Origin of the sequence: Novosphingobium fuchskuhlense, from assembly GCF_001519075.1 — a bacterium.
In the GTDB taxonomy this organism is placed as follows: domain Bacteria; phylum Pseudomonadota; class Alphaproteobacteria; order Sphingomonadales; family Sphingomonadaceae; genus Novosphingobium; species Novosphingobium fuchskuhlense.
This window is the reverse complement of the sequence record NZ_KQ954244.1, coordinates 1,158,210-1,173,079: the sequence shown is the minus strand read 5'-3', so window position 1 is coordinate 1,173,079 and position 14,870 is coordinate 1,158,210. Positions and strand designations below refer to the sequence as shown.

15 protein-coding genes are annotated in these 14,870 nt (G+C 61.1%); 5 read left to right on the top strand and 10 right to left on the bottom strand.

Features of this window, described 5'->3' with window-relative positions; translation table 11 throughout:
* Positions 1–3: 3 nt before the first annotated feature.
* The gene (locus AQZ52_RS05295) at positions 4–819 is read right to left on the bottom strand and encodes an alpha/beta fold hydrolase (RefSeq protein WP_169793714.1); all 816 of its coding nucleotides are present in this window, start codon (positions 817–819) and stop codon (positions 4–6) included.
* A gap of 193 nt (positions 820–1,012) precedes the next feature.
* Positions 1,013–3,427 carry a TonB-dependent receptor gene (locus AQZ52_RS05290; protein WP_240481456.1) on the bottom strand — a complete coding sequence of 805 codons (2,415 nt, stop codon included), beginning with the start codon at positions 3,425–3,427 and terminating at the stop codon, positions 1,013–1,015.
* A 1-nt stretch (position 3,428) separates the two neighbouring features.
* On the opposite strand from AQZ52_RS05290, the gene AQZ52_RS18720 reads away from it, so the two are divergent.
* Both AQZ52_RS18720 and AQZ52_RS05285 read left to right on the top strand, forming a co-directional pair.
* Positions 3,429–3,815: a hypothetical protein gene (locus AQZ52_RS18720; RefSeq protein ID WP_169793696.1), complete on the top strand. Its 387-nt coding sequence runs from the start codon at positions 3,429–3,431 to the stop codon at positions 3,813–3,815.
* Between the two features lie 26 nt (positions 3,816–3,841).
* Positions 3,842–4,441, top strand: coding sequence for a TetR/AcrR family transcriptional regulator (locus AQZ52_RS05285; protein ID WP_082697565.1), 600 nt, complete (start codon positions 3,842–3,844; stop codon positions 4,439–4,441).
* A gap of 283 nt (positions 4,442–4,724) precedes the next feature.
* On the opposite strand, the gene AQZ52_RS05280 is transcribed toward AQZ52_RS05285, so the two are convergent.
* A complete protein-coding gene (locus AQZ52_RS05280; protein ID WP_067907030.1) occupies positions 4,725–5,165 on the bottom strand; it encodes a hypothetical protein in 441 nt (146 codons plus the stop codon).
* Positions 5,166–5,306: 141 nt separating this feature from the next.
* Positions 5,307–5,471 (bottom strand): hypothetical protein, encoded by a 165-nt coding sequence (locus AQZ52_RS18715; RefSeq protein ID WP_169793713.1) that lies wholly within the window; start codon positions 5,469–5,471, stop codon positions 5,307–5,309.
* A 367-nt stretch (positions 5,472–5,838) separates the two neighbouring features.
* Here AQZ52_RS18715 and AQZ52_RS05275 point away from each other — a divergent pair, with 367 nt between their 5' ends.
* Together AQZ52_RS05275 and AQZ52_RS05270 are read left to right on the top strand one after the other, a co-directional pair.
* Positions 5,839–6,093, top strand: a complete 255-nt coding sequence (locus AQZ52_RS05275; protein WP_067907028.1) for a type II toxin-antitoxin system Phd/YefM family antitoxin — start codon at positions 5,839–5,841, stop codon at positions 6,091–6,093.
* On the top strand, positions 6,090–6,356 hold the full coding sequence (locus tag AQZ52_RS05270) for a Txe/YoeB family addiction module toxin (protein WP_067907026.1): 267 nt from the start codon (positions 6,090–6,092) through the stop codon (positions 6,354–6,356). The genes AQZ52_RS05275 and AQZ52_RS05270 overlap by 4 nt, the downstream gene beginning before the upstream one ends.
* A 10-nt stretch (positions 6,357–6,366) precedes the next feature.
* On the opposite strand, the gene AQZ52_RS05265 is transcribed toward AQZ52_RS05270, so the two are convergent.
* The 3 genes from AQZ52_RS05265 to AQZ52_RS05255 form a co-directional block, all read right to left on the bottom strand.
* Complete coding sequence (locus AQZ52_RS05265; protein WP_067909474.1) at positions 6,367–7,293, bottom strand: DUF2493 domain-containing protein; 927 nt, start codon at positions 7,291–7,293, stop codon at positions 6,367–6,369.
* Positions 7,294–7,643: 350 nt separating this feature from the next.
* Complete coding sequence (locus AQZ52_RS05260; protein ID WP_067907024.1) at positions 7,644–8,684, bottom strand: DUF7146 domain-containing protein; 1,041 nt, start codon at positions 8,682–8,684, stop codon at positions 7,644–7,646.
* Complete coding sequence (locus AQZ52_RS05255; protein WP_067907023.1) at positions 8,684–12,991, bottom strand: strawberry notch family protein; 4,308 nt, start codon at positions 12,989–12,991, stop codon at positions 8,684–8,686. Before AQZ52_RS05255 ends, AQZ52_RS05260 begins: the two co-directional genes overlap by 1 nt.
* 180 nt (positions 12,992–13,171) lie before the next feature.
* Here AQZ52_RS05255 and AQZ52_RS05250 point away from each other — a divergent pair, with 180 nt between their 5' ends.
* A complete protein-coding gene (locus tag AQZ52_RS05250; protein ID WP_067907021.1) occupies positions 13,172–13,447 on the top strand; it encodes an HU family DNA-binding protein in 276 nt (91 codons plus the stop codon).
* A 44-nt stretch (positions 13,448–13,491) separates the two neighbouring features.
* On the opposite strand, the gene AQZ52_RS05245 is transcribed toward AQZ52_RS05250, so the two are convergent.
* The 3 genes from AQZ52_RS05245 to AQZ52_RS05235 all read right to left on the bottom strand — a co-directional run bounded on the left by AQZ52_RS05245 (position 13,492) and on the right by AQZ52_RS05235 (position 14,869).
* Positions 13,492–14,136 (bottom strand): antitoxin of toxin-antitoxin stability system, encoded by a 645-nt coding sequence (locus tag AQZ52_RS05245; protein WP_067907018.1) that lies wholly within the window; start codon positions 14,134–14,136, stop codon positions 13,492–13,494.
* Positions 14,129–14,545 (bottom strand): hypothetical protein, encoded by a 417-nt coding sequence (locus AQZ52_RS05240; RefSeq protein ID WP_067907016.1) that lies wholly within the window; start codon positions 14,543–14,545, stop codon positions 14,129–14,131. The genes AQZ52_RS05245 and AQZ52_RS05240 overlap by 8 nt, the downstream gene beginning before the upstream one ends.
* 102 nt (positions 14,546–14,647) lie before the next feature.
* Positions 14,648–14,869, bottom strand: coding sequence for a hypothetical protein (locus AQZ52_RS05235; protein WP_067907013.1), 222 nt, complete (start codon positions 14,867–14,869; stop codon positions 14,648–14,650).
* Position 14,870: the final 1 nt, after the last annotated feature.

Below are 14,870 nucleotides of genomic sequence, written 5' to 3'. Positions count from 1 at the left end.
CCGTTATTGCAGGTGGTCCAAAATATCGGCCGCAACGCGCTGCGGCTGCTCCCAGAACGGATTATGCCCAAGCCCTGCGTAGATCCTAACCTTGCCATGCGGCATGGCGCGGATCAGGCTATCCCGGTGTGGCTGGTCAAATATGGCATCGGCGTCTCCCCACAGCAGCAGGCTGGGTGCGGTGACTTGCGCAAAATTGCGATCCAGATCGCCCAAATCGAGCGCCTCGCGCAGGATGGTTTGCCAGAGCCGGGCGGGCATTTGCGCGGCCATTTGCCGTTCACGCGCAACAAAGCCGACATCGACCGGGGTCGGGCTGTTGCACCAGCCCCGCAAAAATTCGGATTCAGGATCGATGGGATCGCGAAGGCCCGCGATGCTGTCATGCAGCACGCGCATCGTCGCGCTGTCATCGACGCTTGCGGTCGAGGATATCAACACCATCGCCCGCACGCGTTCCGGGGCGAGAGCGGCGAGCCGCGCGACGACAAGGCTGCCCAGCGAATGGCCGACATAATCGGCTTGCCCGATGCCCAGCGCCGCGGTGAACCGGATGAGATCGCCGGCAAGGCTGTCGAGGTCATAGCCACTGTCCGGCCGCATCGAGCCGCCATGTCCGCGCAGATCCAAGCGAATGATCCGGCGATGCTCCGCGAGCCAGGGCACCAGCAGATCCCAGGTATTGGCGGAATCGGTGAAGCCGTGCACCAGAATGACCGGCTCGAGATGCCAGGCCTCATCATCGAGATAGGCCAGGGCCAGATCGCCGATCATCACATGCTTGCGTTCGCCCAGGCGAAACGGTGGGTAGTTTGTCATCGTATCCAACATCATGTCACCAGATTTGGCCGCCTGGGGCGACCGCTATCGCCTCTCGCGCCCGATATAGGGGACCAAGGGCATCGCGTACGTCCACGAGAAGTATCCCGATTGGGGACCCAGAGCGGGGATGCGTCAGCCGCCCCCTGTTGAGGAACGGCCGACACGATCATCCGGCTTTTCAACCGGGCCCTCAACGCGGCCCGAAATGAACCGTGGCAGTCACACCCCATGTGCGCGGCTTGGCATATACCCCTGCGACCGCGCCTTCATAGGCCGTCCCATCAAAGGCATAGACACGGTAGGCGCGATTGAAGAGGTTGTTTACGAATAAAGCCAGATCGACCCGATCGCCTGCGGGCGTAAAGCTGATCCTGGCATTCTCGACATGGTAGGCCGCTTCCTGTTCGACCGGGGCGCACATCACCGTGAAGCAGAAGCCGCCCGTATAGAGAGAATCGGCCTGAAGCGCGGCGCGGCCCCCCGCCAGATCGAATTCGTAACGCATCAGCGCGTTGCCGGCAAAGGTCGGCGTCTGCGGCAAGTCATGCCTGACGATTGTCACACCATCGGGCAGCAAGACATTGTCGACATGGCTCTGCTGCAAGGATCCACTGGTCTGCACGGTCAGGCCGCGCAAGGGATGCAGCGTCAGGTCGGCCTCCACACCGCGGTTGCCGGCCGGCAGATTGCGTACGACCTGCGTGTAGCCGACTTGGGTATAGGCCTGATAGTTGTGGTAAGCATAGTAGAATGCGGCAAGATTGATCTCGACCATGCGATTGATTTTGGCCTTAAGGCCGATTTCATAATCGTCGAGCGTTTCGGGTTTGTAAGGGATATTGTTGAAGGTATCGATCACCGACTGGCCGAGCGTTGGCGTACCGGTGCTGAAAGTGAAGCCGCCCGATTTGGAGCCGCGGTTGTAGCTGACATAGATCAGCGTGTCCTTGCCGGGCTTGTAGTCGATTTCCGCCCGCGCGGTGACGCCGCTGTAACTCGGGCGGGCATCGGCCGGCGTCACCGTGATGCCTGAAGCGACGCCGCTGCCATACGTCCACGAACAAGGTGAGGTCGTGCAGCTCGGATCGTTATAGGACAATCCGCTGGAGCCGAAATGCATCGTAAACGGCATGGCGGCCGGCGTACTGCCGCCATCGAACAATTCGGATGCAGAATAATCGCCAACCTTGTGGTCATGCCAGTAGCGCAAACCACCGATTATTTTGAACTGATCGCTGATCTTCCATTCATCCTGCGCGAAAAAGGCAAAGCTGTCGGTGCGCTGACTGAAAACGACGTTGGGATCATAATCGTCGAAAGGCGTCGCGTATTTGGCGGTATATTTCCCCTTGATGACCATGCCAAATGCCCCAAAAGTCAGGAATTGATGGCCCAGCGTGGCCGATGCTCGCACCTCCTGGCTATATTGATTGAGATGCGTGCCCTGATTGAATACACTGCCCGGTGCGTAGCAGGTCAAGTTCGAATTGCCCGGGCATGGGCCCGGCGTATAGGAGCCTTGACCATAGACATAGGGCAATTCCGGCTGATAATCGCCAACTTCGGAATAGAATTTGCTCAGATGTTGATAGTCGCTGATCGATACCAAAGAAAAAATGCCAAGATTGCCTTCCAGGCGCAGGGTTGAGCCAAATTGCTTGCGATCGACATAAGGATCACCGGTCCCCGCTGTTGCCCACGCATATCCGCCCTGCGAAGGCGTGATCGAGGGATTCGCGTAGCCGGTGGCCATGGCGCCCGGCCTATTGCCGTTATAACCCGACCAATATTGGCAAACCTGATAGGCGGCAAGATAGACACCCTGCCCCTGGGCATTGGCGCAACTGGGTGCGAGGGCATACATACCAGCCTGTCGTTCATGATCCGCTTCGGCGTAGCGCAAAGTCAGGCGAGCCTTGAAGTCGGGCGATGCATCCCACTGCACAATGCCGCGCATGGCCCAATGATTGTCGGCACCGCGATTGGGCTGCCCCGGCGTGACATCCTTGATATAGCCGTCGTCGCGATCATATTGGCCGGAAATCCGTGCCGTCAGCCCCTCTGCGATCGGCCCCGTCAGCGCGCCTTCGATGATGGTCTGATTGAAACGGCCATAAGTGCCCGTCAGATAGCCGCCGAATGCCTTGCCTGGCTGATTGGAGAGGAACTGCACCGCGCCACCCGTCGCATTCCGGCCGAAGAGGGTGCCCTGGGGACCGCGCAGCACCTCGGCGCGGTTGAGATCGAAGACCGGAAAACTGGCCGTGGTAATCGAGCTTGCGTAGCTGTCGTCCTGATAGACGGCGACAGGGGGTTCCTGTTGGTCGCCATAGTCGTTCTGACTGACGCCGCGGATATTGAACACCACTTGCGAACTGCCATAGGCGTTGAACTTGAGATTGGGTACGGCGCGCACGAGATCGGTGGCATTGGTGACGTTGAGTGCACGCAACTCCTTGCTGGACAGCACCGAGAGGGCAATGCCGACATCACGCACCTTTTGTTCACGGCGCTGGGCGGTCACCACGATGTCGCCCGTAACGGCACCTGCCTGCTGCTGGGCCGCCCTTGCGGGTTCGGCCTGAGCATGGGCAGGCAGTGTCATCGTGGCGTTCAACGCCAAGGCCGCCCCACCAAGAAATAGAATGCGTAATTTGCGCAAACAAAGCATATTAACTTGTTTTGTGATATCCATTTTTGCCCCCATTTTGCAAATTTGCGTAAATATATTTGTTGTTAAAATTATTTCTGCAAGAAGTTCAGATTTAACCGATGGTGAATTCCACTTTGTGCTCCGCACTCGCGCGGGGCTTTATGTGTTGCATTTTTGGCACACCCCTACTATGCGGTTTGGCGCATTGCCGCTTGGAGCAACGCAACACCCGCAGTTGAGCGACACAGCCCCGTGCCAGACCGTTTCATCCCGAGATGTCATCTCAAAAGACACCGCCATGCCGCTTGGTCACAATTTCGACATAACAGGTGTTGCATAACGACCGTTATGCGTCAAGGAGCGTAAATGTCAAAAAGTGCCGAGAGAGCAAGCCGCCGTGCGGAATTTGTGGCAGCCGGCATGCGCCTGATCGCCCAAGAAGGTCTGCAAGGCGCAACGCTTCGGCGCATTTCAGCCGAAGCGGGGTATACAACGGGGGCAATCACCCACCATTTTTCCAACCGCGACGATCTGCTGATCGAAATCCTGCGCGTTGTTTGCGAAGTTTCGTTCAACCGGATCGGTATGATCAACCAGTCCGGCATGAGCCATTTCGAATGTTTGCGCGAAATCATTCTTCAGGGATTGCCGTTTGATGAAGAACGAGAAATCGAATGGAAGGTTTGGTTTGCTTTCTGGACAGCAGGTGCAACCGGTCACGCGCGATTGGCAGAAGAAAACGACCGCTATTATGCGCTATGGGATCAGGCCATCCGCGACAACCTGGCAAAACTCTGTGACGCATCAGTACTAGAGGACGAACTTGCTTATATTTCGGCGATCGTCGATGGGCTGGGCATTCAGATATTGCGTGTGGCAGGAGATGTTGAGCAAAAACAGCGTATCGTCGAACGCCACCGCGCCGTGATCATCACATATATCGCGCGATTTGATCATCAGTTATAGCAAGCGAACGTGGCCGGCAGGCGAAGGATTTGTTGATCACAGGTGGCAGAATCTGGTTGTAAACATATGCCAAGCTTCTGACTGTTCCGCTTTTGGTATCACGGCCATAGCGCGCCAACCGCGCGCACTCGATTTGAATGGCGGGTTTTTTCTAAACCGGTCACTGGCAACCGGGGGCCTCAACGACGTAAGTTGGTCGACTACTGTCGTTGGGCAGAAGGTAACTGTCAATGTCGATCGAGCACGCCCCTCTGGTCGTCCAATTCGTTTGCGCCGGGGCCTGTCAGGCCCTGACCATGCTCCGGCTGGCTGGGCCGGTGGCCGCCATTCCCGCGACCCGAGCGAACGCGGTGACGCCGACCGAGATTGCGCCGATAATCGAGAAGGCCATCTGCCAGGTTTCGGACGGCATGGTGTGCTTCACGATGCCGTGGGTGGCGTGATAGCCCGCGATGACAGCGGGCACGACGAAAGTGAGTGCGATCAGCAACCGCGCCCAAAGTGGGCGGACGGTCTTGAGCAACACTTGGCCAAGGCCGAGCGTCACGCCTGCGACGGTGAGGCCGACAAGGATCGTGCCCAACCAGCCAGCACCAGTATGATAGGCCCATGTGCCCGCGCTGACGCCGACAAGGAAGGGCAATGCAAAGACAGCAAGGGTGAACAGCAACCAGCACAAGAGGCCGATCGCAGCGATGGACAGCAGTATGCCAAGGATAATCATGGTGGTGGACTCCCGTATGAATTGGTCTGACGGTCGCGCCTCCACCACCTCCACGGCACGCCGCGTAGTATAGCGAAAGTCAGGCCAAAGAGGGAGCGGAAATCGATTGGGATCTCCGCTCCGGCTGGCCATCGCGACCGGTCAGGGCGCGAATGGGTCAATTTCTGCGATAATTTCGGCGTCATGGTCGAATTCGGCGGCGGGTACGACTGACAGGCTACCGTCGCCTGCGCGGAAGATCACGATGGCAACCATCAGGGTGGCGGCGAGGCTGAAGGCGAAGGCTTGAGCGTCGTTGAGGGACATCGATCCGGCTCCTGTGCGAAGCGGAAGGACCATCCCCCCGCTGACAGGCGCCCGAAGTGACCGGCCAAGGGCTGCAATCACCGCGCTGGCAAAGCCAGTGTGGCGGCACGCGGATGCGTAGTCCGACCCTTTACGGGTTGATGGCGTCAGGCCCTTGGCTGGGCCAAGGATCAGCGCGTTTGAAGCGGGGGTGGTTTCACCGTCCGGCACAGGGGATCGAAGGCATCATTCGGAGCAAAGCCTTCTGGCAATTGCCCTCATTCGATCGCATGTCATTCTGGGCTTCTGCTTCGGCGCAGCATCGGCCTCGATCCCGGCCTTGCAATTGTACAGGAATTGGTACATATAAGTGGGCAGGAGACCCAGTATGGACGTGATCAGCTATTCCGATACCCGCGCGCACCTGAAAGAGGTGATGGACCGCGTCGTTGCGGATCGCGCGCCTGTGGTTGTTTCACGACAGAAAGCCGAGTCCGTGGTGATGATTTCACTTTCGGACTGGAACGCGATCGAGGAGTCGATGCACCTGCTGTCCACGGAGGCCAACCGGAACCGCCTCATGGCTGCAATCGGGCAGTTGGACGGTGGCAAGGGCATGGCGCGTGATCTGATCGAGCCATGAAGCTGGTCTTCGCCGACGCTGCCTGGGAAGATTATCTCTACTGGCAAGCCAATGCCCCCAATATTCTTGGGCGCGTCAACGATCTCATCAAGGAATGCCAGCGCACACCATTCAAGGGGACGGGTAAGCCCGAGCCCCTGAAAGGCGACCTCAAAGGCTGGTGGTCCAGGCGGGTCACGCTCGAAGACCGGCTGGTCTACCGTGTCACGGGCAGTCCGCCCGATCAGCAGCTGGAAATCGCGCAATGCCGTTTCCATTATTGATCGGCGACGCTTACGCGCCGCCCGCCCCGAAGCGATAGACCGGAATGCCCAGCTTGCGGGCCTTGTCGGCAAGATTGTCCTGGATGCCGGTGCCGGGGAAAATGATGACCCCGATCGGCATGATGGCCAGCATCTGATCGTTGCGCTTGAAGGGAGCCGCCTTGGCGTGCCTGGTCCAGTCGGGCTTGAAGGCAACCTGCGGCACTTTGCGGGTGTCGGCCCAGCGCGAGGCGATCTTTTCGGCACCCTTGGGCGAGCCACCATGCAGCAACACCATGTCGGTGTGCTTGGCGTGGACCTGATCCAACTTGGCCCAGATGAGCTGGTGATCGGCGCTGTCGCCACCGGAGAAGGCGATTTTCGCTCCGGCCGGAAGTAGAACCTCGGTTTCTGCCCGGCGCTTGGCGGCGAGGAAATCACGGCTGTCGATCATGGCCGAGGTCAGATTGCGATGGTTGACCATCGATCCGGAGCGCGGTTTCCAGCTTGATCGGGTCTGGCGTTCGAAGTGGTCGGCGGCCTGGTCACGCATCAGTTCGAAGGCGTCACGGCGTTCCAGCAGGGTCTGACCTTGCGCGATCAGGCGTTCGAGTTCGACGGATTTGACCTCACTGCCGTCTTGCTCACGCTGCCCCCGGCGCTGCGCCTGCTCATTGTCGTCAAGTTCGCGCTCGATCCGATCGGTGGCCCGGTGGAAGATATTGACCGTCGACCAGAGCAAGTCGTCGAGATCGGGTTCGAGGCGGGTGTCCTCCAGCGTCGCAATCAGGGCGTCGAAAATATCGGCAACGGCACCGGCAACGCGGTTCCCTTCGGGCAAAGGCCTTGGGTCGGGTTCGTCCTCGAAGGGGCGATAGCCGTAAAGCTGAAGTTCCTGGAGCAAATGGTCGGTTGGGGATGAAGTGTGCTCGGGCTCGAAGTCGTCATGCTCGCTCATGGGATGGTTCCTCGGTTTGACCGCGATCATCGCGGCCTTCATGGCGAGAAAAGCTGGCGGGCGGGCTGGATCTGCACCCAAAGCGAAGCTGTAGGGCCGAAGCGCAGCGAAGGATGGCGCAGACCATCGATTTTGCTTCGCGATGCAAAGGCCTGAGCCGGGGTCCTCGCGCGGGCTTCCGCGTGGGGTGGATCGGGGCGGCGGAAAATCGTTGGTCGCAGCCGTTGCTGATCAGGACCGTTTGCCGGCCGATCGCCCTCTCGAAGGCCGAGGCGCGGGCCACTACCGATTGAGAATTATCAGAGCGGGCGTTGATGGGGCCGCCGTCGCACACCTCTCGTCGTTCCGGGCTACGTCGTGACTTGCAAAAAGCGGGCGACATCCGGCGTGGCAAGCTGGCCCCGGACATTTGCCGCAAGCGCGGCGATGCCGAGGCCAAGGAGATCCTCGTTGAAATCGCCATGCAGGGGCGACAGCACAATCGCCTCGATCCCGGCAGCGTTGGCCCGTTCGATCAGGCTATCGCGCGCACCGTCCCCGGCCGGATCCTTGTCGCGGACGATGTAGAGGCGGCGGAGGGATGGCGGGAACAGGCAAGCAGCGAGATGTGCTGCCGAGAGCGCCGCAGCCATCGCCATATCGGGCAGTATTTGGCGCAGCGACAATACGGTCTCGATGCCTTCCCCGGCGGCCATTACATCGCCGGATAGGCCAAAGCGGACTGCGTGCCCCAGGAGGGCGCCCATCGCTTTGCGCGGAGTGTCGATCGGGGCTTTGTTCGAGCCATCCGGTGCCAGCCAGGTTCGATGTACGCCGGTGATCTGCCCTTCGAGATCGGTGACGGCGGCGATCATCGCTGGCCAGATTTCGGTGGGTTCATGCTGACCGGCGCGATAATAGCAGCGGGGATGGAACCGCAGGCTTGCCGTGCCGGTCAGGCCCACAAGGCCGCGATGGGCGAGATAGGTTTTGACGAGGGTGCCCGCAATCGGCTGCGACATGGCAAAGAGCCGCTGGGCGGCTTCGGATGAGCCAGATGGCGCTGGCATTGCCTTTCGTTTGGGCGGCCTTGGTTCTGGTGCGGGATGCGGCAGGCTGAGAAATGTCCGCGCCTCCACTGCGACATCGCCAAAATCGATGAGGCCGAGTGCTTCCCGGATCACATCGAGCAGGTCGCCATGCTCACCGGTGGCTGCATCCTGCCATTTGCCCGCAGGGCCTTTGGACGAATCCTTGAGTCTGACGAACATCGACCGGCCGGGCGCGTTGCGGGCATCACCAACTTGCCAATAGTGCCCCTGGCGATGACCGGACGAGAGATAATGGCGGCAAACCGCCTCGGCCTGTCGGCCAAGGCGATGCGCAAGATCGGAAGCATCATGGCGAACCATTACGCGGCCTCCCGCTCGGCGATGCGTGTCAGAGCATAGGTGTCAAGCAATCGCGCCAAAACCGCGCAGCCGCTGCCATCGGTCGGCACAAAGAAGCGCAACTTCCACGAGATAATTTCGCTGAACAAGCCGTATGCCCGCAAGCGCTCGCGCATGGTGTCGGTAAAGCCGGACAGCTCGATACGGTTGGTGCTCATAACCCGCACCCGGCGAAGCTGAAGCCCCTCGGTCAGGTCGAGAATGGTGCGCCCGTCGATCAGCGCCGCGAATGCTTCGTCCGGCGTCAGGCTGATCGCGCCCATGCTTGTGGCATTGACCGCCCAGGCCGGCGAGACGCGGCGACCGATGATGCGCTCCCCATCATCGGCCTGGAGCCGATAGACCCGCGTCGATTCGTCGGGCAGTCGCTTCCAGATCGGCAGGAGGAGCCCGGCGACAATATGGATGGTGCGATCCTCAAACTCGGGCAGTTCGGCAAGCTCAGCGTTCCAGGCGGCAGCAAAGATAGCCGGTTCGACCTCCTGCCAATGGCTTTCGCCCATCAGCTTGAAGGCGATGTTATGGGCTTCCATGGGGCGGATCAGCCGGACGCGGCGTTCGATTTCGCCGTCGTCGAGCATGATGCTGGTTGTCGGCACCTGCACGGCGGCCCGGCCGGACCGATCATTGACCAGCAGCTTTCCACTGCCATCGCGGTGCCGTGCCATGGCATCCGCAAGCGTGACGGGCCGGTTGCGCTGGCGTTCGGTGATAGTCAGCAGCCGTGTTTCCGCGCCGGTGCCGGGGTGGACGTGGATGGTGCTGCGGTCGGTAATGACGAAGCTTTCCGCCGTGAGGGTTTCGAGACCGGCGTCATAGATGCCGGCCGCGACCGCGCCTTCGATCTTGGCCGTCAGCAGCTGCTCGAAGGCTGTGAAAAGCACGCCCTGCAGAGCGATGGTCAGGGCCAGAAGCCGGTTGAGGAAGGTGGTGATGGGCGGCAATTCATCCTTGATGCCGTTGTCGTCGATCAGCTTCAGCCCGGTGGCGTCTTCGAACCGTTGCAGCGAGCAGCCCTCGACCTTGCCGCGCACGAGCAGCAGGTAGAGCTGGCGCAGGGCATCGCGGGCATAGAGGCTTTCCAGATTATCTTCGGGTCGAAACAGGCCCTGACCGCCAGTTTGCCGCTGCCCGCGCGTGATGGCACCGAGCGTGTCGAGGCGCCGGGCGATGGTGCTAAGGAAGCGTTTCTCGGCCTTCACATCGGTCGAGATGGGCCGGAACAATGGGGGTTGCGCCTGGTTGGTGCGATTGGTGCGGCCCAGCCCCTGGATGGCAGCGTCAGCCTTCCAGCCCGGTTCGAGCAGATAGTGAATACGCAGCCGCTGGTTGCGAGCCGAGAGATCAGCATGATAGCTGCGTCCCGTACCGCCCGCGTCCGAGAAGATCAGGATGCGTTTTTGATCGTCCATGAAGGCCGACGTCTCGGCCAGATTGGCGGAAGGGGCGCGGGTTTCAACGACGAGGCGGTCGCCCTTCCTGACGATGCGCCGCGACCGGCCGGTGACTTCAGCCACCATGTCGGTTCCAAAGCGCTGGACGATCTGGTCGAGCGCGCCGGGAACTGGCGGCAGGCTGGCGAGATGTTCGATTAGCTCGTCACGCCGCGCGACAGCATCGCGGCTTTCGACGGGCTGGCCATCGCGATAAACCGGCCGCGACGACAGATTGCCTTCGCTGTCGGTGAAGGGCTCGTAGAGCTGCACCGGGAACGAGTGCTGGAGATAGGAGAGGACATATTCCCTCGGCGTGATGTCAACGCGAACGTCATTCCATTCCTCGGTCGGCAGTTCGGCAAGGCGGCGTTCCATCAGAGCTTCGCCGGTGGAGACGATCTGGATGACAGCGGCATGACCATCGCGCAGATCCTGATCGATTGCGCCGATCAGGGTGGGCGTTTTCATACTGGTCAGCAGATGACCAAAGAAGCGTTGCTTGGCGGATTCAAAGGCGCTGCGAGCGGCGGACTTTGCCTGGCGGTTTAACATGCCGGTGCTGCCGGTGATATTGGCCGCTTCCATGGCTGCGTCGAGGTGGTTGTGAATGACTGAAAATGCCATGGCGTAGGCGTCATAAATGCGCCGCTGCTCATCGGTCAGCGCGTGTTCGACCAGTTCATATTCGACGCCGTCGTAGGAAAGCGACCGGGAGGTGTAGAGCCCCAATGCACGCAGATCGCGGGCAAGCACCTCCATGGCGGCCACACCGCCAGCTTCGATGGCCTCGACGAATTCGGCACGGGTGACGAAAGGGAAATCCTCGCCGCCCCAGAGCCCCAGGCGCTGGGCATAGGCGAGATTGTGAACCGTGGTGGCGCCGGTCGCCGACACATAGACGATGCGGGCATCGGGCAGCGCGTGCTGGAGCCGAAGCCCGGCACGTCCTTGCTGCGAGGCGGCAACATCCCCGCGTTCTCCTTTCCCACCGGCGGCGTTCTGCATGGCGTGGCTCTCGTCGAAAATGATCACACCGTCGAAATCGGCGCCCAACCAATTGACGATTTGCTTGACCCGCGAAACCTTTTCGCCGCGGTCGTCGGATCGCAGCGTGGCATAGGTTGTAAACAGGATGCCTTCCGCCAGCGTGATCGGCTTGCCTTGGGGGAAGCGCGACAGCGGCGAGATCAGCAACCGCTCCATGCCGAGGGCCGACCAGTCGCGTTGCGCGTCCTCGAGCAGCTTGTCCGACTTCGAAATCCATAGGGCCTTGCGCCGTCCGCGCAGCCAGTTGTCGAGGATGATCCCGGAAGACTGGCGACCTTTGCCCGCACCGGTGCCATCACCGAGCATGAAGCCACGGCGGAACCGGACGGCGTTCTGGGCATCAACCGGGGCTGCCTTCATCAGATCCCAGGTTTCATCGAGGGTCCACGAGCCGGCGAGGTGATCGCCATGGGCCTCGCCTGCATAGATCACCGTTTCGAGTTGGGCATCTGACAGGAGGGTGCGGATGTTGGCTGGCAGCAGCGGGCGGTAGGTCGGCTTGGGCGGCGCGACGCTGGCCATCGCGGCCGATTGCACCAGCTTGGTCGGATGCGACTGGGCACCGGGAATGCGGATCGACTGCAATCCATACTCTTCATAGATCGCTTCGGTCAGGCGCGTGCCCTCGGGCTGTGCCCAATCGATCGACTCGTAGGCAAGTTCAACGGCTTCTGGATCAGCCAGGCTTGGTCGACCGCATTGTATCGCGATGGCGCTTGGGCGCGCAAAACTGGGGCTGGCGCGGCGCGGTTCAGGAACCGGGGCACTGATCGGCAAGGCCACCGGCAGCCGAGGCGGAACCTGCGTTTCGATCCAATCGAGCAGCGTGGCGACGTCCGGCGCGCGGCCCGGTGAGACGGGAAACACGCATGGATCATCGGCCGGTGCCTTGTCGATGACGGTCAACCGCGTTGGGAATGTGGTGCCGTGCTGCGCATAGACCGAGCCATCGATCGCCGCTGAGAAGACGATGCGGCCGCGTTGCTGGAGGCGGATGAAGGCATCGCGCCATGCGGGCGCATCGGGCGCAAAGTTTGCGCCAGTTATCGCCACCATCCGGCCGCCGGGGGCGAGGCGCGCCAGTGCCGAGGCGATGTGCCGATAGGCGGCATCCGCCGCGCGGCCCTCGACGTTGGCCATCGCCGAAAAGGGTGGGTTCATCAGCACGACGCTGGGGATGGACGCGTCATCCAGGTGATCGTCGATCTGGGCGGCGTCGAAGCGGGTGACGGCGAGCGATGGAAAGAGCGCGGCGAGCAGATCAGCGCGGGTTTCCGCCAGTTCATTGAGAATGAGCGGGGCGCCGGTGGTTGCGGCAAGGATCGCCAGCAGGCCTGTCCCGGCCGAGGGTTCCAGCACGCGATCGGTGGGCGCGATGGCGGCGGCGGTCAGCGCGGCGAGGCCAAGCGGCAAGGGCGTCGAAAATTGCTGAAGCGCTTGGCCCTCCTCGGACCGGCGGGTGTGTGTTGGCAGCAGGTCGGCGATTTTCTCCAGAACGCAAAGCCGCGCCGCCGGGGATGCAGATTTGCGAAACAGGGCTTTGCCATATTTGCGCATAAACAGCACCGTCGCGACCTCGCAGGCCTCATAGGCGGCCTTCCAGTCCCATGCACCGGCCGCGTCAGAGGCGCCGAAAGCGCTTTCCATGGCAACGCGCAGGTGGGCGGCGGTCACCCGTTCGCCCCGTTCGAGATGGGTCAACAGGGCCTTGGCGGCAGCAAGGATTGCCGAGGACGGTGAAAGCGGCGTGGCCGCAGCGCCTGGCACACAGGTCAGAATGTTCATGGAGGTAAGCCCCAAGAGAGCGGAAAGGGACAAGCCCGCGCGGGCGCTCTCTCGAACCGCCCGGACTCATCTCCATCCCGGCGACCCTCTCACTCTCGGGCGGTAAACCTGCCCAATATAGATTTTCGCAACGCAGGCCGCTAAGCGGGGCACTCCACAAATTCAGGAAAGTTCGAACCGATGAATAATAGTGACCTTGCCGATACGATTGCCGCCGCGCATGAACTGACCAAAGCTGATGCGCGTAAGCTGGTTGACGGTGTCTTCGCCGCGATTGCTGACGCCGCTGCCAAGGGTGACGAAATTGCGTTGAATGGCTTCGGCAAGTTCAAGGTCAAGGACACACCGGCCCGCGAAGGCCGCAATCCTTCGACTGGCGCTACTATTCAGATCGCTGCATCCAAGAAGCTCACGTTCGCGCCTGCCAAGGCGGTGAAGGACAAGCTGAACGGCTAATCCGGCAACAGCGCCTCGGCCATTGGCGGGGCGCTGTTCTGTCGTCAGCCGAACCGACGGCCGGCCTCGGTAAAAGTATAGGCATTGGCGGCGATGACCTCATCGACCACCTCGTTGGATGCCTGATACGCATATTCAGCTTCAAGCTGCCGGTAGAGCCAGCGCGCCAGATCGCGCATCGCCTCAATGACGGCCTCTTCGGCATCCGCTGTCATTTCCTGCCGGGTTGGGCTGTCGCGCTCGACCGCAACGTCCATGCAATATTCGTGGTAGTAACGCCCGCGGTGGCACGTATCGGCGCGAAGCTGATAGAAATTGCCCCGCTGCACGGATTGCAGGCTGTCCGCGATTGCATGAAGGTCGGGATCCTTGGGGGCGTGATCCCTGATCCGGCGTGAGGCTTCGCGCTTGTATGCGTAGGAGGCTTCGAAGCAGGCACCGTCGCCCTGGCTCCAGAACCCGCTGAAATAGATCGCCGGCTTTTGCCGCGATCCGCCCCCGAACAGCCGGACGGGTCTGGTTTTGAGTTCCACGCCGAAGATGGCGCAGATGGCCTCGAAATCGGCATAGACGCATTCGTACCATTCATGGTCGAAGCCGCCCTCACGATACCAGGATCTGGCCTTGTCCTTTGCCGCCTCGGGCAATTCGTCGAGCCGATAGACGGTGGTTTCGATGATCTCAGGCATCGCCGTCGCCCCCGTCAAGAACCGATGCCAGCCAGCCATCGGTATAGGTCCAGGCGACAGTTTCGCAGGTGGCCAGATCGAGGACATGGGCGCCGCCACCGAAGCCATCGAGGCGCGGTTTTGAGCAGGTGTTGGCGTATTGGAAACCCCAGCGGCCGGACAGGTTGAACTCGGCGGCGCAGATTTTGACGAACTGGAGCAGTCGCTCGGGATCGCCGGTTACATCGTCGTGCAACCATAGCTGGGATCCGCCATGTTCGGGCTGGATGGACAGAAGAAATCCGTCCGATGGCGGTTCTTCCGATGCGCCATCCTGAGATAGCGCGTTGTAAAGCTCGAGTGCCCGCGCAGCGTTCTGGGGCGTGCCGACATCGAGCAGGCATGAGAAATGCGTGAAATAATCAGCCATGTCAGGCTCCTGAAACGAGAAAGCCCGGCCCCGCGAGGCATATGCCGCGCAGGCCTAAGCGAATTGGCCGGGCTTTGATGGGAAGGTGGTGGTGATCGGCGGTCAGGTGCCGAACTGCCATGATGGCCAGTCCTGACCATCATCAGCGGCAGCGACGGCTTCAGCGAGATAGCTGGCATCGCCCTCGACAAATGTCGGATCACGCACCGGGGTTTCATCAATCACGCTGACGCAGGCGACGAGGCCATCTTCGACCTCGACATGCACGGGGACGAGATACTGAAACACAACCCGGCACGGTTGCTGCGTGGTGGTTTCGGGCATG

Bases quoted from the DNA above. Each gene is read 5' to 3' on its own strand.
- AQZ52_RS05295 (WP_169793714.1), bottom strand. From the start codon at position 819: ATGACAAACTACCCACCGTTTCGCCTGGGCGAACGCAAGCATGTGATG.
- AQZ52_RS05245 (WP_067907018.1), bottom strand. From the start codon at position 14,136: ATGCCTGAGATCATCGAAACCACCGTCTATCGGCTCGACGAATTGCCC.
- AQZ52_RS18715 (WP_169793713.1), bottom strand. From the start codon at position 5,471: ATGTCCCTCAACGACGCTCAAGCCTTCGCCTTCAGCCTCGCCGCCACC.
- AQZ52_RS05240 (WP_067907016.1), bottom strand. From the start codon at position 14,545: ATGGCTGATTATTTCACGCATTTCTCATGCCTGCTCGATGTCGGCACG.
- AQZ52_RS05235 (WP_067907013.1), bottom strand. From the start codon at position 14,869: ATGCCCGAAACCACCACGCAGCAACCGTGCCGGGTTGTGTTTCAGTAT.
- AQZ52_RS05255 (WP_067907023.1), bottom strand. From the start codon at position 12,991: ATGAACATTCTGACCTGTGTGCCAGGCGCTGCGGCCACGCCGCTTTCA.
- AQZ52_RS05250 (WP_067907021.1), top strand. From the start codon at position 13,172: ATGAATAATAGTGACCTTGCCGATACGATTGCCGCCGCGCATGAACTG.
- AQZ52_RS05260 (WP_067907024.1), bottom strand. From the start codon at position 8,684: ATGGTTCGCCATGATGCTTCCGATCTTGCGCATCGCCTTGGCCGACAG.
- AQZ52_RS05290 (WP_240481456.1), bottom strand. From the start codon at position 3,427: ATGACACTGCCTGCCCATGCTCAGGCCGAACCCGCAAGGGCGGCCCAG.
- AQZ52_RS05285 (WP_082697565.1), top strand. From the start codon at position 3,842: ATGTCAAAAAGTGCCGAGAGAGCAAGCCGCCGTGCGGAATTTGTGGCA.
- AQZ52_RS05275 (WP_067907028.1), top strand. From the start codon at position 5,839: ATGGACGTGATCAGCTATTCCGATACCCGCGCGCACCTGAAAGAGGTG.
- AQZ52_RS05280 (WP_067907030.1), bottom strand. From the start codon at position 5,165: ATGATTATCCTTGGCATACTGCTGTCCATCGCTGCGATCGGCCTCTTG.
- AQZ52_RS05270 (WP_067907026.1), top strand. From the start codon at position 6,090: ATGAAGCTGGTCTTCGCCGACGCTGCCTGGGAAGATTATCTCTACTGG.
- AQZ52_RS05265 (WP_067909474.1), bottom strand. From the start codon at position 7,293: ATGAGCGAGCATGACGACTTCGAGCCCGAGCACACTTCATCCCCAACC.